17 protein-coding genes and 2 pseudogenes are annotated in these 21,362 nt (G+C 61.5%); 12 read left to right on the top strand and 7 right to left on the bottom strand.

Annotation, left to right across the window (positions count from 1 at the left end; translation table 11 throughout):
• Positions 1-314: 314 nt before the first annotated feature.
• A complete protein-coding gene (gene ldtR / locus FHX10_RS14130; protein WP_003547156.1) occupies positions 315-830 on the bottom strand; it encodes a transcriptional regulator LdtR in 516 nt (171 codons plus the stop codon).
• Positions 831-958: 128 nt separating this feature from the next.
• Positions 959-1,396 (bottom strand): DUF6163 family protein, encoded by a 438-nt coding sequence (locus FHX10_RS14125; protein WP_047616398.1) that lies wholly within the window; start codon positions 1,394-1,396, stop codon positions 959-961.
• Positions 1,397-1,626: 230 nt separating this feature from the next.
• On the opposite strand from FHX10_RS14125, the gene hemB reads away from it, so the two are divergent.
• From hemB to FHX10_RS14095, 6 genes and pseudogenes are all read left to right on the top strand, one after another.
• Complete coding sequence (gene hemB / locus FHX10_RS14120) at positions 1,627-2,640, top strand: porphobilinogen synthase (protein WP_063474273.1); 1,014 nt, start codon at positions 1,627-1,629, stop codon at positions 2,638-2,640.
• 95 nt (positions 2,641-2,735) lie between these two features.
• On the top strand, positions 2,736-3,194 hold the full coding sequence (locus FHX10_RS14115) for an RDD family protein (protein ID WP_047616624.1): 459 nt from the start codon (positions 2,736-2,738) through the stop codon (positions 3,192-3,194).
• A 218-nt stretch (positions 3,195-3,412) separates the two neighbouring features.
• A complete protein-coding gene (locus FHX10_RS14110) occupies positions 3,413-4,189 on the top strand; it encodes an arginyltransferase (RefSeq protein WP_183908280.1) in 777 nt (258 codons plus the stop codon).
• Positions 4,190-5,074 carry a DMT family transporter gene (locus tag FHX10_RS14105; RefSeq protein ID WP_097542996.1) on the top strand — a complete coding sequence of 295 codons (885 nt, stop codon included), beginning with the start codon at positions 4,190-4,192 and terminating at the stop codon, positions 5,072-5,074. It abuts the gene before it with no gap.
• 56 nt (positions 5,075-5,130) lie between these two features.
• A pseudogene (locus FHX10_RS14100) lies at positions 5,131-5,349 on the top strand (AbrB/MazE/SpoVT family DNA-binding domain-containing protein); the annotation flags it as partial.
• Positions 5,350-5,360: 11 nt separating this feature from the next.
• Positions 5,361-5,716, top strand: a pseudogene (locus FHX10_RS14095) (type II toxin-antitoxin system death-on-curing family toxin).
• Here FHX10_RS14095 and FHX10_RS14090 read toward each other — a convergent pair.
• Together FHX10_RS14090 and parC are read right to left on the bottom strand one after the other, a co-directional pair.
• The gene (locus tag FHX10_RS14090) at positions 5,700-6,158 is read right to left on the bottom strand and encodes an SRPBCC domain-containing protein (protein ID WP_047616391.1); all 459 of its coding nucleotides are present in this window, start codon (positions 6,156-6,158) and stop codon (positions 5,700-5,702) included. The pseudogene FHX10_RS14095 and the gene FHX10_RS14090 overlap by 17 nt on opposite strands.
• A gap of 152 nt (positions 6,159-6,310) precedes the next feature.
• Positions 6,311-8,566 carry a DNA topoisomerase IV subunit A gene (gene parC / locus FHX10_RS14085; protein ID WP_097542994.1) on the bottom strand — a complete coding sequence of 752 codons (2,256 nt, stop codon included), beginning with the start codon at positions 8,564-8,566 and terminating at the stop codon, positions 6,311-6,313.
• 342 nt (positions 8,567-8,908) lie between these two features.
• Here parC and FHX10_RS14080 point away from each other — a divergent pair, with 342 nt between their 5' ends.
• Positions 8,909-10,096, top strand: a complete 1,188-nt coding sequence (locus FHX10_RS14080; RefSeq protein ID WP_047616388.1) for a membrane protein — start codon at positions 8,909-8,911, stop codon at positions 10,094-10,096.
• Between the two features lie 104 nt (positions 10,097-10,200).
• Here the strand turns inward: FHX10_RS14080 and FHX10_RS14075 are convergent, their stop codons facing one another.
• Positions 10,201-10,842: a TetR/AcrR family transcriptional regulator gene (locus FHX10_RS14075; protein ID WP_097542993.1), complete on the bottom strand. Its 642-nt coding sequence runs from the start codon at positions 10,840-10,842 to the stop codon at positions 10,201-10,203.
• Positions 10,843-10,908: 66 nt separating this feature from the next.
• On the opposite strand from FHX10_RS14075, the gene FHX10_RS14070 reads away from it, so the two are divergent.
• Positions 10,909-12,078: a serine hydrolase domain-containing protein gene (locus FHX10_RS14070; RefSeq protein ID WP_097542992.1), complete on the top strand. Its 1,170-nt coding sequence runs from the start codon at positions 10,909-10,911 to the stop codon at positions 12,076-12,078.
• A gap of 66 nt (positions 12,079-12,144) precedes the next feature.
• Here FHX10_RS14070 and aspS read toward each other — a convergent pair whose 3' ends face one another.
• Entirely contained in the window at positions 12,145-13,935 is a 1,791-nt protein-coding gene (aspS, locus tag FHX10_RS14065) for an aspartate--tRNA ligase (protein WP_047616382.1), read from the bottom strand.
• A gap of 252 nt (positions 13,936-14,187) precedes the next feature.
• Between aspS and FHX10_RS14060 the strand changes: the two genes are divergently transcribed.
• From FHX10_RS14060 to FHX10_RS14045, 4 genes are all read left to right on the top strand, one after another.
• A complete protein-coding gene (locus FHX10_RS14060) occupies positions 14,188-15,579 on the top strand; it encodes a multicopper oxidase family protein (protein WP_097542991.1) in 1,392 nt (463 codons plus the stop codon).
• Between the two features lie 170 nt (positions 15,580-15,749).
• The gene (gene rnd, locus FHX10_RS14055) at positions 15,750-16,895 is read left to right on the top strand and encodes a ribonuclease D (protein WP_063474265.1); all 1,146 of its coding nucleotides are present in this window, start codon (positions 15,750-15,752) and stop codon (positions 16,893-16,895) included.
• Between the two features lie 144 nt (positions 16,896-17,039).
• Complete coding sequence (locus FHX10_RS14050; RefSeq protein ID WP_025570680.1) at positions 17,040-18,101, top strand: adenylate/guanylate cyclase domain-containing protein; 1,062 nt, start codon at positions 17,040-17,042, stop codon at positions 18,099-18,101.
• A gap of 105 nt (positions 18,102-18,206) precedes the next feature.
• A complete protein-coding gene (locus FHX10_RS14045; protein ID WP_063474264.1) occupies positions 18,207-19,565 on the top strand; it encodes an esterase-like activity of phytase family protein in 1,359 nt (452 codons plus the stop codon).
• A 267-nt stretch (positions 19,566-19,832) separates the two neighbouring features.
• Here FHX10_RS14045 and ppx read toward each other — a convergent pair whose 3' ends face one another.
• On the bottom strand, positions 19,833-21,353 hold the full coding sequence (ppx, locus tag FHX10_RS14040) for an exopolyphosphatase (RefSeq protein ID WP_184389531.1): 1,521 nt from the start codon (positions 21,351-21,353) through the stop codon (positions 19,833-19,835).
• Positions 21,354-21,362 lie beyond the last annotated feature (9 nt).

Genomic DNA, 21,362 nt, shown 5'->3' with positions numbered 1-21,362 from the left:
AAGATTGCGATGAGAAAGCCTGAACTCTGATCGGTCCATTGAAAGCGCCGGTTGTTAAGCCTTGCGCTGCCACACCAATATGGCCAATTCGTGTTGCCAGGTCGGCAGAAGGACTGTCGGCTGCCGGGAACACGACGCAACGAACCATATGACGGGGTAAACCGTGCCGGTTAATAACGGCTAAAAAACGGCTTGAATACCGGGCTTTGCGCTTGTCTGCCCTGCGTTGCAAAGATGCCACGCGGATCAAACGGCAAATCGGACGTGCAGGGAACACGTCCGATTTTCTGCAACCCTGAAAGGAGGTCCGGGTTTTAGAGACGATAGAGGATCTGATCGTTCCAGAAACGGTCCAGACGCTGGAGCAGCTTGTTCATCTGGGTGAACTCGTCGGTGCCGATGCCGCCGACCTTGTCGATCGAGGCGATGTGGCGTTCGTAGAGCTTGGCCACCGTTTCGGCGATGTCCTGGCCGGTTTCGGTCAGGCTGATGCGGACCGATCGGCGGTCGATGCGGGAGCGCTGGTGGTTGATGAAGCCGAGATCGACCAGCTTCTTGACGTTGTAGGAAACGTTGGAGCCGAGATAGTAGCCACGCGAGCGCAGCTCGCCGGCGGTCAGCTCGGAATTGCCGATGTTGAAAAGGAGCAGCGCCTGAATGGCGTTGACGTCGCTGCGACCCTGACGGTCGAATTCGTCCTTGATGACGTCGAGAAGACGACGGTGCAGACGTTCAACGAGATGAAGGGATTCCATGTAAAGATCACGGATGTCATGATCCTGCTGGTCACGGAAGGTCGATACCGCCTGCGGCTTGATTTTCGTATTCATATTAACTGCCTCACTGTTTGTTTGGCGGTGTGTTTTCTTCCCGCCTTGAGTGAGACCCTATCGAATACATATAAAATTCGACTTAAACCGCAGGCTTAACGGAGCCTTACCGGTAACTCCACGTTGTCTCAGGGTAAATCAACGCTTACCTGGCGGCGATGCCGGCGCTTTTCCAGCCACAGCAGCAGGCGGAAAATCCAGTAAACGACGGCGACCAAGACATGCAGCAGGATGATCAGCTGGTTGGGGCCGAAAATATCCGGCAGCAGGCCATACATCAGGATCTGCCCGCCGGCAGCGAGCACCCAGATCACCGGTCCCCAGGAAACGGTGAGCCAGAGACCGAGGGAGGCAACGGGGAAAAGCACCGCGAGACTGGTGCTCGCTACCTTCCACGGCAGGCTCAAAAGATCGAAGCGGCCGGCGCCGACCAGCGAATAGCCGACGAGCATCGCCCAATATTGCAGGCCGAACCAGAAGCAGGAGACGGCAACCAGCCTCAGGAAGAGAATGAAGAGGATATCCGCCAGCGTGCGTTTCGGTATCGTCGGGGAATCGGTTTCCATAGCGCAGACATCGGTTTGGGGTTGCATCTTCACAAAGGCGCCCGCGCATCTGACAAGACGGGCTGAGGACGCTCTATCACATTGCGTTGGCGCATAACCCTGAAAATCGACTCCAAATTTCGCGGTTATGCGCCGGAGGTTTTCCGCCGCGGCCAATCGTCCGGTTTGGATTTTCCGGGCGCCATGATAATGAGCGCTCGGATAAATGGAATGGGCTTGGGACAGATATCATGCAGGACAGGACTCATCTCGTCGACGAGATCACCGGCCATCGCCGCATGCGGCGCAACCGCAAGGCGGATTGGACACGCCGGCTGGTGCAGGAGAACCGGCTGACGGTCGACGACCTGATCTGGCCGATCTTCATCGTCCCGGGTTCCGGCATCGTCGATCCGATCCCGGCCATGCCCGGCGTCAACCGGATGAGCATCGACAAAGCCGTGGAAGCCGCGCGTGAAGCGGCCGGCCTCGGCATTCCGGCACTTGCCACCTTTCCGAATATCGAGATGGAATTGCGCGACGAGACCGGCTCGAACAGCCTCGAAGCCAACAATCTGATCAACCAGGCGACGGCAGCGATCAAGAAGGCGGTGCCCAATATCGGCGTCATCACCGACGTCGCGCTCGATCCCTTCACCAGCCACGGCCATGACGGTATTCTCAGAGACGGCGAAATCGTCAATGACGAAACGGTCGACCAGGTGGCGCGCGCCGCCGTGATGCAGGCGGATGCCGGCGCAGACATCATCGCACCGTCGGAGATGATGGATGGGCGTATCGGCGCGATCCGCATGGCGCTCGATGCGGCCGGCCACCAGAACGTCGGCATCATGAGCTATGCGACGAAATTCGCCTCCGCCTTCTACGGTCCCTATCGCGAGGCGATCTCGACGGGCGGGCTGCTGAAAGGCGACAAGAAGACCTATTATCTCGACCCCGCCAACGGCACCGAGGCAGTCCGCGACGCGGCCCTCGACGTCGAGGAAGGCGCCGACATGCTGATGGTCAAGCCCGGCCTGCCCTATCTCGATATCTGCTGGCGGATAAAGGAGGCCTTCGGCTTGCCGACCTTCGCCTACCAGGTTTCCGGCGAATATACGCAGATCAAGGCTGCGGCGATGAACGGCTGGATCGACGGCGAGCGGGCGATGCTCGAAACGCTGCTGTCGTTCAAGCGGGCAGGATGCGACGGCATCCTCACCTATTTCGCGGTCGAGGTGGCGAGGATTCTCGCGAAGCGGTGATTTCAAGCAGATTGGCGATTTGGGGGCAGACATATTATTGCATTTTGCCCTGCCGATACCATATCAGCGGCATCGTTTTTCCGCAGGAGATTGAGATGAGCTACAACCCCAATCCGCTTTATGCCGCACCGGAGGACTGGCGCGCCTATAGCGGCGTGTTGAGCCGCCGTGTCCTCGCCTTCATCCTCGATTACGTCATCGTGGCGCTGCTCTGCATTCCCGCGGCGATCGTACTGTTCTTCCTGTCGATCGTCACGCTGGGGCTCGGCTTCTTTCTCTACCCTGCCCTCTTCGTCATCGTCGCCGGCATTTACTTCGGCCTGACGGTGGGCGGGCCGAGCCAGGCCTCGCTCGGCATGCGCGCCATGGGAATCGCAATCGTGCGCGTCGATGGGCGGCCGATGGATTTCATGACGGCGATCGTGCATCTGGCGCTGTTCTGGATCCTCAACTCGGTGCTGACGCCGCTCATCCTGCTGGCCGGCCTGTTCATCGAGCGCAGCCGTCTCGTCCACGACCTGCTGGTCGGCACGGCAACGGTGCGCACAGCCTGAGACCCTGGCTCAGAGCCTCATTGCAACTTTGGGCTTTTTTGGAGGGCGGAGACGAAATAAAGTCTCCGCCTTGCCTTTGCCGGGAACTTCGGACGCTCCATATCTAAAATTAGAAGACTGAAATGAAGGGCGAAACCCGCCCCGCTGTTGACGTTTTCTATTCTTAGGTCATGCTGTCTGAAAACGGCACTGTCTCGACAAGGAAATTTCCGCGACAAATGAATACGCAGACCACGCCATCCCCGCAGTTTTATCTGACGGCTCCGGCTGCGTGTCCATATTTGCCGCATGAGATGGAGCGCAAGGTGTTCACCCATCTGGTCGGCCCGCGTGCCGCCGAGATGAACGACATCCTGACGCAGGGCGGTTTCCGCCGCTCGCAGAACATCGCCTACCGCCCGGCCTGCGAATCCTGTCGCGCCTGCGTTTCCGTGCGCATTCTCGCCCAGGAATTCGAGCCGACGAAATCGATGAAGCGGGTGCTTGCCGCCAATTCCGACGTCATCGCCACTGAATTCCCCGCCCAGCCTTCCAGCGAGCAATATTCGCTCTTCCGGCGTTATCTCGATTTTCGCCACCAGCAGGGCGGCATGTCCGACATGACCGTGCTCGACTATGCGATCATGGTGGAAGACACGCATGTGAATACGAGAATCATCGAATACCGCCAGCGCGAGGAAGGCTCCGGACTGGAGCAGCGGCCGAAGGGCGAGCTGCTTGCCGCAGCGCTGACCGATACGATGAGCGACGGGCTGTCGATGGTCTATTCCTATTTCAATCCGGCGCTCGATCGGCGTTCGCTCGGCACCTTCATGATTCTCGACCATATCAGGCGCACGAAAGCGCTGGGACTGCCGCATGTCTATCTCGGCTACTGGGTTCAAGGGTCGCGGAAAATGGACTACAAGACGCGCTTCCAGCCGCAGGAGCATCTGACGCCGCGCGGCTGGGAACGCTTCGATCCCGCCTCCATGCCCGAAAGCACCCACGACTGAATGTTCCCCACCGCTCTTTCCGATCATCGGAAGGGTCTGCTGCTGACGGCGATCGGCGGGCTGGCGCTTTCGATGGATATCCCGCTCGTCCGTCTTGGCGATGGCGACATCTGGTCGATCCTGGGAATACGAAGCGCAGCAACGATTCTTGCGACGCTCGTCATCCTTGGAGCAATGCGCCTTGCCTCGGGCAAATGGCCGGTCCTCATTCCTGGGCGAGCAGGCCTATTCGCCGGCCTGCTTTACGGCCTCTCCTCCCTCACCTTCGTGCTTTCAGTCTTCAATACGGCCACAGCCAATGTCGTCTTCATCGTCGCCTTCAACCCGATGTTCGCTGCCCTGCTTTCCTGGATTTTCCTGAAGGAGAAGCCGCAGGCCGCGACGCTGATCGCCATGCTGTTTATGATCTTCGGCGTCGGGCTGATCGTGCGCGAAGGGCTTGCGAGCGGCCATATTTTTGGCGACGCCATGGCGCTTCTCAGCGCGCTTATTCTTGCCGCAGCCATCACCATCGGACGTGGCTCGCGCCGGGAAATGGGCTTCGTGCCGCTGCTTGCCGCCATCCTGCCGGCCGCCCTCGGCCTCGCGCAAGCTCTGCCCTTGGGATTTTCCATCGCCCATCCCGGCTGGATCCTCTTGAATGGCGCCATCATGATGCCGGTCGCCTTCTGGTGCCTTGCAACGGGGCCGCGTTATCTTTCCGCGCCTGAAGTCGGCATGTTCTATCTGCTGGAGACCGTGCTCGCGCCGATCTGGGTTTGGCTGATCTTCGCCGAAACGCCGGCGACGATGACGCTGGTCGGCGGCGGCATCCTGGTGACGGCGATCGCCGGGCATTGCTTCTGGATGGTGCGGGAGAAGAGCATCAGGCAACCAGCGGAATAGGACGTTGCCGCCGGATCGGACCATGTTGTAACTCCGTTATTACAGGGGATAAAATGATGAAGGGCACAATCCGCAAGGTCGGCAATTCCGAGGGCGTTATTATCCCTAAAGAGGTACTGCAGCGGCTGGGCTTGAGCAGCGGTGACAGCCTCGAATTGCGAGAGGTCGAGGGTAATATTCGGCTCGTGCCGGAATCGGCTGACCTTGCCGAGCAAGTGCGGGCAGCCCGCATCGGCATGGAAAAATATCGAGTGGCGCTCCGCGAATTCGCCAGGCGATTGAAAATATGCATGACGAGCAGATCGCCGAGCACGGCGGTCTGTCTGGCCTGCGGGATGCCAACGCATTGGAAACCAGTTTGGCACGGCCGCTCGACAAGGTCGGCACATGGCGAAACCGATATCTTCGTATTCGCCGCAGCCTATCTCTACGCCATTGTTAGAAACCACCCATTCAAGGATGGAAACAAGCGTACCGGCTATCTCGCGGCGTTTACGTTTCTATATCAACCGCTACGTCATCAATGCCGATAACGCGCAGGTCATTGCATTTGTACTCGACGTCGCCGCCGGCGAGATCGACGAGGAAGGCGCGACCCGCTTCCTTCGGGATTTCAGCATAGCGCTCAACCCGTCGCCTTGAACTGCTGCTGCTCCAGTTCCCTGCCAAGCCCCTCGATCACATGCGCCCAGCCTTGCCGGGTCTTTTCCTCGTGTTCGGCCCATTCGGCGCACATTTCGTGGGTCAACGTCAGGCGGCTGCCGCCGCCGAGAGGCTCGATCTCGATTTCGACGCGGTCGCAATTGTGATCATGCTCCTCGACGGAGAAGCTGAAGACCATGCGTCGTGGGCGCTTCAGTTCCAGGAAGACTCCCTGGTGGAAGGCGTCGCCGGTCGGGCGGCGGTCGACGACGAAGAAACGGCCGCCGACATGCGGATCGATATCGGCGCGGATGACGTGACCGTCATCGGTCGCGAACAGGAAGCGGCGGGCGATTTCGGGGTTAAGCCAGGCGTCGTAGACGACGGCGGGCGGGGCCCTGTAGGTGTGGCTGACATGCACTTTAATTGTGCTGGCGGGCATCAATTTTCCTCCGGTAATGCGCGCACACTCCTCCCGTGCGCGGCCTGCGACCATTCCGTCCGCCTCCGGAGCCGGCCTCTCATATTTTTGGTAACAGCAATGAGATAGAGGAGTTGCCGCGCCCGCCAAGAGACGAGCGCGGAATTTATGCCTCAGCCGGCGAATTTACCGCTGCGCGGAAAGCCCTTCGGCACGGTGCGACCGGCAGTGGCGCGGTCGGCCAGCCATTCGGCAAGCTCGTCCTTGTTCTTCGTGAAGGTACGGCCGGCACTGTCTTCCCAGATAAGGCCGTCTGATATCGCGAAGCAGCGGACGTCGGAAATGCCGCCATCCTTGTAACGCTGCAGACGGACGCCCTTGCCGCGCGACATCTCCGGCACCTGCGCCAGCGGGAAGACCAGCAGCTTGCGGTTTTCGCCGACGACGGCGACATGGTCGCCGCTGACGGGCACGAGCAGTTGCGTTTCCTCGGGCAGCGCGACGTTCATGATCTGCTTGCCCTTGCGCGTATTGGCGACCAGCTCTGCCTCCGGAACGACGAAGCCGTTGCCGGCTGTGGAGACAATCAGCTGCTTGCGCGCGGGATCGTGGACGAAAGCGGTCAACACCGCCTGATCGTTATCCATGTCGACCATGATGCGCAGCGGCTCGCCGTGACCGCGACCGCCGGGCAACTTGTCGCCGCCGAGCGTGAAGGCCTTGCCGCCGGTCGTGACGATCAGGATCTTGTCCGTCGTCTGCGCCGGGAAGGCTATCTTCAAGCCGTCGCCTTCCTTGAAGGTCAGCGTCGCCGTATCGGCGATATGGCCCTTCAGCGCGCGGATCCAACCCTTTTCGGAAATGACGACGGTGATCGGTTCCTTCTCGATCATCGCCTGCTGGATTGCTTCCTCGTCGGCCTCAGGCGCATCGGCAAACTGCGTGCGGCGGCGGCCGACCTCGGTCGCCTTGGCGAATTTCTTCTTCACTTCGCCGATTTCCCAGGCGACCGTCTGCCACTGCTTTTCGTCGGAGGCAAGAAGTGTCTCGATCTCACCCTTTTCCTTGGTGAGTTCGTCGAATTCCTTGCGGATCTCGAACTCTTCGAGCTTGCGCAAGGCGCGCAGCCGCATGTTGAGGATCGCCTCGACCTGATTGTCGGTCAGATCCCAGCGCGCCATCATCACCGGCTTCGGCTCATCCTCCTCGCGGATGATGCGGATGACCTCGTCGATGTTGAGATAGGCGACCAGAAGACCACCGAGAATTTCGAGGCGCCTGTCGATCGCCGCCAGACGGAAGCGCGAGCGGCGCTGCAGAACTTCGCGGCGGTGGTCCAGCCACTCCTTCAGCACCTCGTTCAGCGCCATGACCCGCGGGATGCGGCCCATGGAGAGCACGTTCATGTTGAGCGGGAATCGGCTCTCGAGCTCCGTCAGCTTGAACATCGATTCCATCAGGATCGTCGGATCGACGCTGCGGGTCTTCGGCACCAGCACGACACGGATGTCCTCGGCCGATTCGTCGCGGATATCCTCCAGCAACGGCAGCTTGCGGGCGATCAGCAGCTCGGCGATCTTCTCGATCAGCCGCGATTTCTGCACCTGGAAGGGAATTTCGGTGATGACGATCTGGTAGCCGCCGCGGCCGAGATCTTCCGTCTGCCATTTCGCCCGCACGCGGAAACCGCCGCGGCCGGTACGATAGCTCTCGATGATGCTGTCGCGGCTGTCGATGATGATGCCGCCGGTCGGGAAGTCCGGGCCGGGAATGAATTCGACGAGCTTTTCGACGGTGGCATCCGGATGCTTGATCAGATGCAGGGCGGCATCGCAAAGCTCGTGGGCATTGTGCGACGGGATCGAGGTCGCCATGCCGACGGCGATGCCGGAGGAGCCGTTGGCGAGCAGATTCGGGAAGGCGCCGGGAAGGACGACCGGCTCGGTATTCGATTCGTCGTAAGTATCACGGAAATCGACGGCATCCTGATCGATGCCCTCGAGCAGCAGTTCGGAGACCGCCGTCATCTTCGATTCGGTGTAACGCATGGCGGCGGGGCTGTCGCCGTCGATATTGCCGAAATTGCCCTGGCCGTTGACCAGCGTGTAGCGCTGCGAGAAATCCTGGGCGAGACGGGCAAGCGCATCGTAGATCGACTGGTCGCCGTGCGGATGGTAGTTACCCATCACTTCGCCGACGATCTTGGCGCATTTCCTGAAGGCTGTATTCGGCCTCAGCCCCATCTCGTTCATCGCATAGACGATGCGGCGATGGACGGGCTTCAGCCCGTCGCGCACGTCAGGCAAAGCGCGGTGCATGATGGTCGACAGCGCATAGGCAAGGTAACGCTGCTCGAGCGCCGCCTTGAGGTCGACCGGCTGGATGTTGTCGTCGTCTCCGCCGGAAGGCGGCAAAATCTCTTGTCCCATGGGTCTTGACTAGCCCAGAAGAGCCCGGCGGGCAAGGAATCTAGCCTATTGCAGCTGTGGATGAAGTCTTGGGAATGACATCTCCAACGCATCGTGCTCTCCGAAAATCGGAATGGATTTTCGCAGAGCACGATGCGAGGATTGAAAGTGTTACAGTGTCCTTTGCGCGTCTGAAAGACGCGCGGCACTGTAAGGATGAGACAAACGTTCCGCCGTAATTTGGACTTCGTTTGCCGTTCCTTTCAACGGAAATTTAGAAGTCCGCAAATATAAAGCGGGCCCAATCCGTAGTAGCGTAACTGCAGATTTCCAACCGCCACACGCCACCAGAGGAATCACCCCATGAATATTTCCCGGACAACGCGGCTGATGCTGTCGGGCGCCGCCTTTTTCTCGCTCGCCGGTTCGGCTTTCGCTCTCGACGGCACCGATTTGCTGAAGAAGCTCAATGCCGCCTATGCCGCTCAGGGCGGGACGATTGCGGCTGAGAACATCGACATCGACGGCACGACCGTGACCTTGAAGAATGTCACCGTCAAGCCGACCGGCGGCGAGAGCCTGCCGATCGGCGAAGTCACCCTTTCCGGCGTCGAAGAAGACGAGGATGGCGGCTATTACATCGAAGAGGCCGCCTTCCCCGATATCAACAAAACGGAAGACGGCGTCACGGTGACGGCGCAGGAGCTGACGCTCGGCGGCATTTCGATCCCGGCAACGGCGGGCGGCGACACGCTCGATACCATGATGCTCTACGAAAGTGCCCATACCGGCCCGCTGAAGGTGGTCAAGGACGGCGCGGAAGTGTTCTCGGTGCTCGAAAGCAATATGAACCTGACGCTGCGCGAGGACGAATCCGGCTTCGATTTCGACGGCGCCTTCAAAAGCATGAAGGCCGATCTGACCAAGACCCAGGATGCGCAGAGCAAGGACGCGATCGAGAAGCTCGCTCTGCAGCACGTCCAGGGCGACATCACCATGAAGGGCGCCTGGGAACTCGCGCCCGGCACGATCGACATTTCGGAATTCGCCCTCGATTTCACCAACGTCGGCAAGCTCAATCTCGGTTTCAAGATCTCCGGCTACACGATGGCCTTCATGAAATCGATGCAGGATGCGATGAAGGAATCCGAAGCCAATCCGAACAAGGAACAGTCGCAGCAGGCGCTCGGCCTTGCCATGCTTGGCCTGATGCAGCAGCTGTCCTTCGAGGCCGCACAGGTGCGCTTCGAAGATGCTTCGATCACCAAGCGCGCGCTGGATTATGCCGGTTCGCAGCAGAACATGTCCGGCAAGCAGATGGCGGATTCGCTGAAGGCGATGACGCCGATCATGCTGGCGCAGCTCAATATCCCGGAACTGCAGAACGCCGTTTCGGCCGCCGTCAACACCTTCCTCGACGATCCGAAGAGCCTGACGGTCAAGGCCGCGCCTGAAAAGCCGGTGCCGTTCCCGACGATCGTGGGCGCCGCCATGGGCGCCCCGAACACCCTGCCGCAGGTGCTCGGCGTCAAGGTTACCGCCAACGACTGATCGCTTCGATCTTGCGATCAAAGGCCCGGCAGCAGTGAACTGCGCCCCAAAGGTTGATGTCCAACTTTCGGGGCCAGTTCACGGACTGCCGGGCCTTTTCGTTTTCAGGCGCGGTGGCGGGCGACCTCGGCGATCGCGTGGGCTGCGATATCAAGCAGTTCTTCAAGAGGCGCCCCGTCCCTCGCCTGCACCGACATGCCCTGGATGATGGCGCCGAGGAACCGTGCGAGTGCGCGAGGGTTCGTCCCGGCCTTGATATCGCCTTCGCGAATGCCGCGCTCGATCCTCGCGGTGAAAGCGTCGAGCGACCGACGGCGCATCGCGGCAACATGATCGACGATCACGTCGTTCTCGCTGGCGCAGTTCAGCGCTGCCGTCGAGATCATGCAGCCTTTCGGATGCTCCGGTGCCGAGAAGATCGCCGCCGAGCCCCGCAATATGCGCTCGAAGGCGGAGACGGTGTCGATCGGCTCGCCGAGCGCGGAAAACGTATCGGCGCCCAGGCCGCGATATTGCTCGAGCGCCGCGCGATAGAGATCGGCCTTCGAGTGGAAGGCGGCATAGAGGCTTTGCGGCGTGATGCCCATGGCGGCGGTGAGATCGGCGATCGAGGCGCCCTCATATCCATGCGCCCAGAAGGTCTCGCGCGCCGCCGAGAGAACGGTCTCGCGGTCGAAGGCCGGCGGGCGGCCGCGTCGTCGGGCGGTGGTTTTTTCTACGTCTGGAGTATTTTTCACAATGATCACTCTAGAAATTCGAGGCGCCTTGCTATATTCAGGAACGGTCATTGTGATTATAGGAGATTTAATCTGATGAGTCTTCCCCTCGAAACGGCGGATGCCGACAGGAGTTCATCCCTTGCCGCAGCGGTCGATGCGGCAATCACAAGCGCGCTTACCGAACAACGGCTGGTTGGAACGGTGGTGCTTATCGCCCGCGACGGAGAGATCGTCCATCGCCGCGCCGCCGGCCTTGCCGATCGCGAAAACGGTTTGGCCATGCGCGAGGACACGATCTTCAGGCTCGCCTCCATTACCAAGCCGATCGTCACCATCGCCGCGATGCGGCTCGTCGAGCAGGAAAGAATCGGGCTCGACGACGCGGTGACGCAATGGCTGCCGGACTTCCGTCCAAGGCTGCCCGACGGCGCCGAAGCAACCATTCGCATCCGCCACCTGCTGACCCATACAGCGGGCCTCGGCTACAGCTTCTCCGAAGAGGACGGCGGCCCTTATATCAGCGCCGGCGTTTCCGACGGCCTCGACGAACCGGGACTGCCGCTGGCCGAGAACCTGCGGCGGATCGCCAGCGCGCCGCTGCGCTTCACCCCGGGCAGCGACTGGCAATATTCCCTCGCCATGGATGTTCTGGGCGGCGTCATCGAGGCGGAAACCGGCGTGCCGCTCGGCGACGCGGTCGCTGATCTAGTGACGAAACCGCTCGGTCTTGCCGATACCACGTTTTCGGTTCGCGACCGCAGCCGGCTGGCGGCGGCCTATATGGATGCTTCACCGGAACCGGCGCTGATGGGCGAGAATGCGCTGGTGATGTCGCTGATGGGTCCCATCCGCTTCGCGCCGAACCGTATCTTCGACCCCGCCTCCTATCATTCGGGCGGCGCCGGCATGGCGGGAACCGCGGGTGACGTGCTCGCCATCCTCGACACCATCCGCAGGGGCGGCGCCCCGCTGGTCTCGAGCGAAACCGTAGGGATGATGACGACCGACCAGGCCGGCGGGCGCCGCCAACAGCACGAGCCCGGTTCCGGCTTCGGTTTCGGCTGGTCCGTTATCACCAATCCGGCCGAGGCAGGCGTCCCCTTCCCCAAGGGCACGCTGAAATGGGGCGGCGTCTACGGCCATAGCTGGTTCATCGACCCGGTCAACGGGCTGACCGTCGTGGCGCTGACCAACACGACGCTGGAGGGCATGTGGGGCAAGTTCACCGTCGATCTTCGCGAGGCGATCTACGCGGCATTATGAGCGAGTGAAACAAGCAAAAAGCCCGGCGGTTGTGCCGCCGGGCTTTTGCATTTGGGATCAGAGATCTCAGTCTTTCTTGACCGGCGGGATCGGCCGGATCGAGAGCTCGCGCAGCTGCGTCGGCGTTGCCGGGCTCGGCGCCCCCATCAAGAGGTCCTGGGCCTGCTGGTTCATCGGGAACAGCGAGATTTCGCGCAGGTTCTTCGCGCCGACGAGCAGCATGACGATGCGATCGATGCCGAAGGCAGCGCCGCCATGCGGGGGCGCGCCATACTGGAAGGCACGGTAGAGACCGCCGAAACGATCTTCGACATCCTGCTGGCTGAGGCCGACCTTCTCGAAGGCGGCGACCATGGTTTCCGGCGACTGGTTGCGGATCGAGCCCGAGGCGATTTCGAAGCCGTTGCAGACGGCGTCATACTGGAACGCCTTGATCGTCAAGGGATCCTGGTTCTGCAGCGCGTCAAGGCCGCCTTGCGGCATCGAGAACGGGTTGTGGGCGAAGTCGACCTTCTTGTCTTCCTCGCTCCACTCGAAGAAGGGGAAGTCGACGATCCAGCACAGTTCGAAGCGGTCGCGGTCGACGAGGTTCAGTTCTTCGCCAGCCTTGGTGCGAGCCTCGCCGGCGAACTTGTAGAACTTTTCCGGCTCGCCGGCGACGAAGAAGCAGGCGTCACCATCACCGAGACCGAGCTGGGTGCGGATCGCATCGGTGCGTTCCTCGCCGATGTTCTTGGCAAGCGGACCTGCGCCTTCGAGCTTGTCGTTCTCGCTGCGCCAGAAGATATAGCCGAGGCCCGGCTGGCCCTGGCTCTGCGCCCAGGCGTTCATGCGGTCGCAGAAGGCGCGCGAGCCGCCGGTCTTTGCCGGGATCGCCCAGATCTCAACCTTCGGGTTGGAGGCGATCATGCCGGCGAAGACCTTGAAGCCGGAGCCGGCGAAATGCTCGGTCACCGCTTCCATAACGATCGGGTTGCGCAAGTCCGGCTTGTCCGAACCATATTTGCGGATCGCCTCGTCATAGGGGATGCGCGGCCATTCCTTGGTGACCGGCTTGCCTTCGGCGAATTCCTCGAAAATGTTGGTCATCAACGGACCCATCGTGTTCCAGACGTCTTCCTGGGTCACGAAGCTCATTTCGAGGTCGAGCTGATAGAATTCGCCCGGCAGGCGGTCGGCGCGCGGATCTTCATCGCGGAAGCACGGCGCGATCTGGAAGTAGCGGTCGAAGCCCGCGACCATCAGCAGCTGCTTGTACTGCTGCGGCGCCTGCGGCAGGGCATAGAAGGTGCCGGGATGAATGCGCGAGGGCACGAGGAAGTCGCGTGCGCCTTCCGGCGAGGAAGCCGTCAGGATCGGGGTCGTATATTCGGTGAAGCCGACATTGCCCATTTCGCGGCGCATGGCGGAGATGACCTGGGTGCGCTTGACGATGTTCCGGTGCAGCGTTTCGCGGCGAAGATCGAGGAAACGATATTTGAGGCGGACGTCCTCGGGATAGTCCGGCTCACCGAAGACCGGCAGCGGCAATTCCTTGGCGGCGGAGAGGACTTCGATCTCCTGCGCGTAGAGCTCGATCTCACCGGTCGCCATGGTCTTGTTGACGGTGTCTTCGGTGCGGGCCTTGACGAGACCGTCGATGCGGATGACCCATTCACCGCGCACGGTTTCCGCCATCTTGAAGGCCGGGCTGTCGGGATCGGCGACGACCTGGGTAATGCCGTAATGGTCGCGAAGGTCGATGAAGAGAACGCCGCCATGGTCGCGAACGCGGTGGACCCAGCCGGAAATGCGGACGGTCGAGCCGACATCCGTCTTGCGGAGTGCGGCGCATGTGTGGCTGCGATAGCGATGCATGATGTCAAATCCTGGCATGTACTGAGACGGCAGCAAGGGTTTCAGGACCCTCAAGCGCCGACAAGAAAATCGGGCGGAAAAGCGCATGGACGCTCCGATTTGTCAAGGCTTGGCGCACGCGGCCGGGCGTTTGACACGCGTTTATGGCGAGGCGGCGGCCGCCATGCTGCGGCAGTTTGGCCGCGCTTGCCGTATTGCTGAAGCTACCGGTCAACTTTAAAAGGATCGGCATTCTCACCGTGGAGCGTCCGCATGCCTCTGCTTACCCGCCGCAACCTCTTGAAGGCATCCGCCGTCGCGGGCGCTTATGGCGCCGGCATTGGCATTGCCGGCAAATTCGGGCTTGCCGAGGCAGCTCCCGAGCCGCAGTTGCTGACGGCGGTAAAGACCGAGGCCATGCTGACCGAGGCGGGACCGACCAAGGATATCATGAGCTGGGGCCACGACGGCATGCCGCCGGTTTTGAGGATGACCAAGGGACGCCCTTATGCGGCGCGGCTGAAAAACGGGCTCGACGAGCCGACCACGATCCACTGGCACGGGCTTCGCATCGACAACCGCATGGACGGCGTACCGTTCATGACGCAGCCCTACATCTATACCGGCGACAGCTTCGATTATGCCTTCACGCCACCCGATGCCGGCACCTTCTGGTATCATCCACATTGCAACACGCTGACGCAGATGGGGCACGGCATGACCGGCGTCATCGTCGTCGAGGACCCAGCCGATCCGGGGTTCGATGCCGAAGTGGTGCTGAACCTGCGTGACTGGCGGCTCGGCGGCGACGGGCAATTCATCGCTCCCTTCCGGCCGCGCGACGCGGCCAAGACCGGCACCTACGGCACGGTGCGCACGGCCAACTGGCACCAGGAACCGCAATATGACGCGCCGGCCGGCGGGCTGGTGCGGCTGCGCATCGCGATCACCGACGTGACGCGGATCTTCTCGCTGAAGATGGAAGGCGCCGATGCGACGGTGATTGCGATCGACGGCAACCCGGTGCCGAAGCGTTTTCCCCTCGACCTCCTGCAGATCGGGCCGGGTCAACGGCTCGATCTCGCCGTGCGCATGCCGGATAGCGACGGCGCGGTCGCGACGCTGGAAGATATCCGCGGCACGACGCCGAAGACGATCGCCAGCCTGCGCGCGGTCGGATCATCGTTGAAGCGCGATATCGGCGATCTCGGGACGCTTGTCGAAAATCCGGTGCCGAAGGCCGATCTTTCCGCCGCCGAACAGATCCCGCTGGTGCTGAGCGCCACCGCCGAGAATGCCGCCGTCGAAAGCATCTGCGGCACGCTCGGCTACAGTTTCTGGGCCATCAACAAGGTGCCGTGGCCGGGCGACACGCCCGATCCGACGGCGCCGCTTGCGGAATTGAAGCTCGGCAGGAGCTATGTCTTCAATCTGGAGAACACCACGCCGCATACGCATCCGATCCATCTGCACGGGATGAGCTTCACGGTGATCTCCTCCTCGACGCGGGAGGTGATGCCGCTCACCTCCGATACCTATCTCATCCAACCGGACGAGAAGGTGCAGCTCGCCTTCGTCGCCGACAATCCCGGCGACTGGCTGCTGCATTGCCATATCATCGAGCATCAGAAGACGGGGATGACGAGTTATCTCAGGGTGAGCTGAGACCGCGCGCCTTCACGATCGTGGCCGCGCGTCGCGCCGTGGTTCGCCCTTGCCTCAGTTTGGACGTGATTCTTCGCCAGCAATGCTCGAAGCGTATGCTGTTGTATTGACATATCGAACCGAAAGGAGAAGGAAGGTTCAACCGACCTTTTCCTTGCGAATGAAATGATATGATCGAAACCACCGCCGATTTGGCGGCCGCCTGCAAAGAGCTGGCCAAGTCCGACTTCATCACCATCGACACCGAATTCCTGCGCGAGACGACCTTCTGGCCGGAGCTCTGCCTGATCCAGATGGCAAGCCCGACGACCGAAGTTCTCGTCGATCCGCTGGCCAAGGGCATCGATCTCGCCCCCTTCTTCGAGCTGATGGCCGATACGAAGGTGCTGAAGGTCTTTCATGCGGCGCGCCAGGACATTGAAATCATCTTCAATCGCGGCAATCTCATTCCGCATCCGATCTTCGACACGCAGGTCGCCGCCATGGTCTGCGGCTTCGGCGACAGCGTCTCCTACGATCAACTGGTCAGCCGCATCAAGAGTGTCCATATCGACAAGTCGTCGCGCTTCACCGACTGGAGCCGCCGGCCGCTCTCCGACAAGCAGCTGGAATATGCGCTGGCCGACGTCACCCACCTGCGCGACGTCTACCTGTCGCTGAAGGCGGAGCTCGATCGCGAAGGCCGCACCTCCTGGCTCTCCGAGGAAATGGACATTCTCGAGGCGCGCGAAACCTACGACATGCATCCCGACGATGCCTGGCAGCGATTGAAGATGCGCCTGCGCAAGCCGCAGGAGCTGGCGATCCTGAAATATGTCGCCGCCTGGCGCGAACGCGAGGCCCGCGCCCGCAACGTGCCGCGGTCGCGCGTGCTGAAGGACGATGCGATCTACGAGATCGCCCAGCAGCAGCCCAAGGATACCGAGGCGCTGGGCCGGTTGCGCACCATTCCGAAAGGCTGGGAGCGCTCGACTTCCGGCGCCGCTGTCATCGAGGCCGTCAACGCGGCGCTTGCTCTTCCGAAGGCCGATATGCCGCACGCACCACGCCAGGCGCAGGCGCCCGAAGGGGCCGCTGCCGCCGTCGAACTGCTCAAGGTGCTGTTGAAGCTGATTTCGGAAAAACACGGCGTGGCGCCGAAGGTGATCGCCAACAGCGAGGATCTCGACAGGATCGCCGCCGAGGGCGAAAAGGCCGATGTCGCGGCCCTCAGCGGCTGGCGGCGCGATCTTTTCGGCGAGCCGGCGCTGCGGCTGATCCAGGGCGACATCGCTCTGCGCTTCGTCGACCGGAAGGTCGAAACCGTCAGCCTCTGAGGTTGGATAGATTATGCAGCACTTCCAAGGGCTGCATCGTGCTTCACGCGTCCGAACGACGCGGCGCCGTCGTTTCGAATTCGCTTGACGGTTGGTTCCGGCCGGAAACAATGGCTGGGTGAAACATCACGGCGCAGAGGCGGCATGCGGGAAATATCTCCGACGCAGAATTGGATCCTGATCGCGATCGTCCTCGCGGCCAGCGGCGTCATCTATGATTCCATGTTCTATTCCAACCAGACGCCCGTCATCGGAGCGATCTTCGCGCTTTTCATCGGCATGCCGATCATCGCTTTCGAGCGTAAGGTGCTGTTGCGCACGCTCTACAGGCGCATCCAAAAGCTGCCGACTTTCGCCTTCATCATCACCGAGCTGGTGATCTATGAGATCCTGATGAGCATCGGCTTTGCCTGCGCGGGCCTGCTGCTCTGGTCGGTCGGCATGCTGAAGCCGCCGTCGCTCCTCGATCTCGTCATCATGCCGTTCGAGGTCTTCCTCTATGCGCTGGCGGTCTGCGCCTTGATGATCTTCGTCCTGCGTGTGCGAGAACTGCTCGGCCGCGACGTTTTCCTCAGCATGCTCGTCAGCCGCTACCGCAATCCGGTCAGGGAAGAACGTGTCTTCCTGTTCATCGATCTCGTCGATTCGACGGCCTTTGCCGAAAAGCACGGTGACCTCAGGGCGCAGCAGCTGCTGAGCTCGCTGTTTGCGACCTTCGCCGAGCCCGTCAGGCGTCACAAGGGCATGATCAACGACTATGTCGGGGATGCCGCGATCATCACCTGGCCGCTTGCCCGTGGTGTCAAGAATGCGCGCTGCGTGCGCTGCATCTTCGACATTCTCGCCGATATCGACGCCAATGCCGCCGGCTGGCGGAAAAATTACGGCCAGGTGCCGAAGCTGCGCGCCGCCCTTCACGGCGGCGAGATCATCACCGCCGAAGTCGGCGTCGACCATCACAAAATCAGCTATTTCGGCGATACGGTGAACACCACCGCTCGGCTGGAAACCCTCTGCCGCAGTCTGAACCGGCCGGTGCTGATCTCCGCCGAGCTTGCCCGGCGCATGGAGTTTCCCGACAACATCTCCTGCGAAGATCTCGGCACCCATGCCGTCAGGGGCCGCGGCCAGGCGCTTGGCGTCATGGCGCTTTCCTCACGCGCGGTGACCGTCCTGAACACGCCCGCCGTCATTCTGCACGGCTGAGCAGCGGTTCGGCCGCACGTCACCAAAGCTTCACCCAACCGTCAATTCGCTGACATCAAAGCCCTGCTAAGCGGAAAGCATTCGCATCCGTTCCACGGGGATATTATGAAGACCGTCCTTTTTGCTTCCGTATCGCTTTTCATCCTGGTCGCGACCTCCGCTGCGGCCGACCAGCAGCAGTTTCCGGCCAAGCTCGCCGGCCAGGCGATCCTGCCTGCCAACACCATGGTTCCGGCACCGGCCGATGCCCCCGAATTCCTCAAGCATTCCGGCAAGTTCACGACGGCGGACCGCAAGCGCACCGAAGCGCTCGGCACCGTTCCCGGCAAGGACGGCGCCCGCATCACCGATCTGAAGCTTCCCTTCAACGGCCAGCCGATCCAGGGTTTTTCCGGCATCAAGACGATGACCGACGGCACCTTCTGGACGCTCTCCGACAACGGCTTCGGCTCGAAGGCCAACTCGTCCGACTCCATGCTCTTCCTGCACCAGATGAAGTTCGACTGGGCCGGCAACAAGGCTGATGTCGTCAAGAACCTCTTCCTCTCCGACCCCAACAAGATCGCTCCGTTCCCGATCGTGCTCGAAGGCACCGACACGCGCTACCTCACCGGCGCCGACTTCGATATCGAATCGATCCAGCCGGTTGCCGACGGCTTCTGGCTCGGCGACGAATTCGGTCCCTACATCCTGAAATTCGACCCGTCAGGCCGCCTGACCGACGTCATCCCGACGACGCTCGACGGCAAGCCGGTGCTTTCGCCCGACAATCCGCTGATCCAGCTGCCGGGCAACCCGGCCGCGAAGATGCCGGTCTTCAACCTGAAGCGCTCCGGCGGCTTCGAAGGCCTCGCCATGTCGAAGGATGGTTCCAAGCTCTACGGCCTACTCGAAGGCGCCATCTACAAGGATGACGGCACGATGGAAACGGTCGATGGCCACACCGCCATCCGCGTTATCGAATTCGACGTCGCCGCCAAGAAGTGGACCGGCCGCAGCTGGCTCTATCCGTTCGAAGACAAGGGCGTGTCGATCGGCGACTTCAACATGCTCGACGACACGACCGCTCTCGTCATCGAGCGCGACAGCGGCGCCGGCGCCAAGGACAAGGCCTGCGCCGACCCCAAGCAGCCGAAGCCGGATTGCTTCGAGGCTCCGGCCGAACTGAAGCGCGTCTACAAGATCGAGTTCAACGATGCCAATGTCGGCAAGGCCGTCCGCAAGATCGGCTATATCGACCTCCTCAATATCCAGGACCCCGACAACAAGAAGAAGGCCGGCAGCAAGGACGGCGTCTACGACATGCCGTTCGTGACGATCGAAAACGTCGACCGCGTCGACGCCACGCACATCATCATCGGCAACGACAACAACCTGCCCTTCTCGGCCGGCCGCGCCGTCGACAAGGCCGACAATAACGAGTTCAGCCTGCTTGAGGTCGGCGAGTTTTTGAACGCGAAGTAATTCGGGTTTGATGTGAGATAGAGAGGGCGGTACGTAAGCGCCGCCCTTTTTTATCTGGTCGTGGGCATCTAAGTTTCTCCCTCATTCCTGTGCTCGTCACAGGAATGCAGTGCGCCCAAGTCGTTGGGCGCAAGAGACTTTTTCAACCCTCGCATTGAGTCGTTCACCGAGCGGACGCGCGGTGGCTGGATTCCTGTGACGAGCACAGGAATGAGGGAAGGCGGAGGGACGGCACGGTCAAAACAGCCCGCCGTAAAGATGCCTACCCTACTCGAACAGAAACGCCAGCCGCTTGTTGGTCAGTCTCGACAGCTGCTGCAGGCGGCCGTCCGGGCGTTCGCCGGCGAAATCGCGGTACTCGGGAGGCACGACGAATTCGAGGTCGAGGTCCGGGTTCGGCGATTTGCGGAAGGTCAGGTTCTTGACGATGCCGGGCATCGAGGCCGAGAAGAGGTAGACGACACGCAGCATGCCGCCGAGCAGCTTGGCGCGCTCGATGAGCTGAGGCGTGGCGATCTGGGCCAGCGGGCCGGTGGCGCCGTCGTCATGCAGGCCTTCGAAACGGTAATAGTTGGAAAGCGCGATAAAGGCGCGGCCGGGATGACTGATGCCGACGAAGGAAGAGTGAGCGATGACGTTCAGCGCCTGCAGCCCTCGATAGTCAGGATGGGCGCGCCAGCTGATATCGGCAAGCAGACAGGCGGCCTGACGGTAGCGGCTTTCCTCTTCGGTTTCCTGGATGCCGAAGAGGGGCATCATGCGGCCGGTCCATTCGGCCAGCTCGCGAGCATGCTCCGGCGAGCGGGCACGCAGGATCGCCAGCTCGCCGGCAGCGGCAAGCAGCGGATCGGCGCGGCGCTCGGCCTCCGACAGCAGCGAATAGAGATATCCCTCGCGCACACCTTGCGCCGAGAAGGAAATCATCGACGGCTTCATCGCGCTCAGCACTTCCTTCATGGCGACGGCGCCGAAGGGCAGCAGCGACCGACGGTGCTTGGAAACGGCCTGCAGCGCCGGCTCCCTGGAGTCGCGCGCGGCCACCACCTGGTCGAGGAACTGCATCATCGCTTCGAGCGACACCTCATAGCCCTGCATCATGTGCAGCGGATAATGGGTGATTTCCATGTGCAGCTTGGCGATGTTTCGCCAGGTGCCGCCCACGGCGTAGAAGGTACGCCCCTCGCCTTTCGACAGCAGCTTTGCCGTCTTCAACTGCTTGCGGGCAAAGCTCTGGGCCTTGGAGAGCGAACCGCCGGCATATTCCGACAGGCGCAGGCCGCCGAGCGGCAGAGTGATGCCCTTGCCGAATTCCTTACCCTTGATATCGATCAGCTCCAGCGAGCCGCCGCCAAGGTCGCCGGCAATGCCGTCAGGATTGTAGAAACCGCTGATGATGCCGAGCGAGGCGAATTTCGCCTCTTCCTCGCCCGAAAGCACGCGGACTTTGCGGTTCAGGATGGTTTCTGCCTGGTGGATGAAATCGGGACCGTTGCTCGCCTCGCGCGCGGCTGCCGTTGCCAGCACATACATGGTGGCGGCGCGCGCCTGGTCGGACAGAGCCTTGAAACGATGCAGCGCCGCCAAAGCCCGCGCGACGCTGTCTTCATCCATCTTGCCGGTAAGGGCGACGCCCTTGCCAAGGCCGCAGAGGACCTTTTCGTTGAACAGGACGGTCGGCGAACGGGACATGCCTTCGTAGACGACTAGACGAATGGAATTCGATCCAATATCGACGACGGAGACCGGGGCGATCCCCGGAAGGCGCCCCTGGGCTTCAGATTCAACCATTTAGGTCCA

Source organism: Rhizobium sp. BK591, assembly GCF_014195045.1.
GTDB lineage: Bacteria > Pseudomonadota > Alphaproteobacteria > Rhizobiales > Rhizobiaceae > Rhizobium > Rhizobium anhuiense.
The sequence above is the reverse complement of the archived record's forward strand: the minus strand, read 5'-3'. Positions and strand labels throughout refer to the sequence as shown.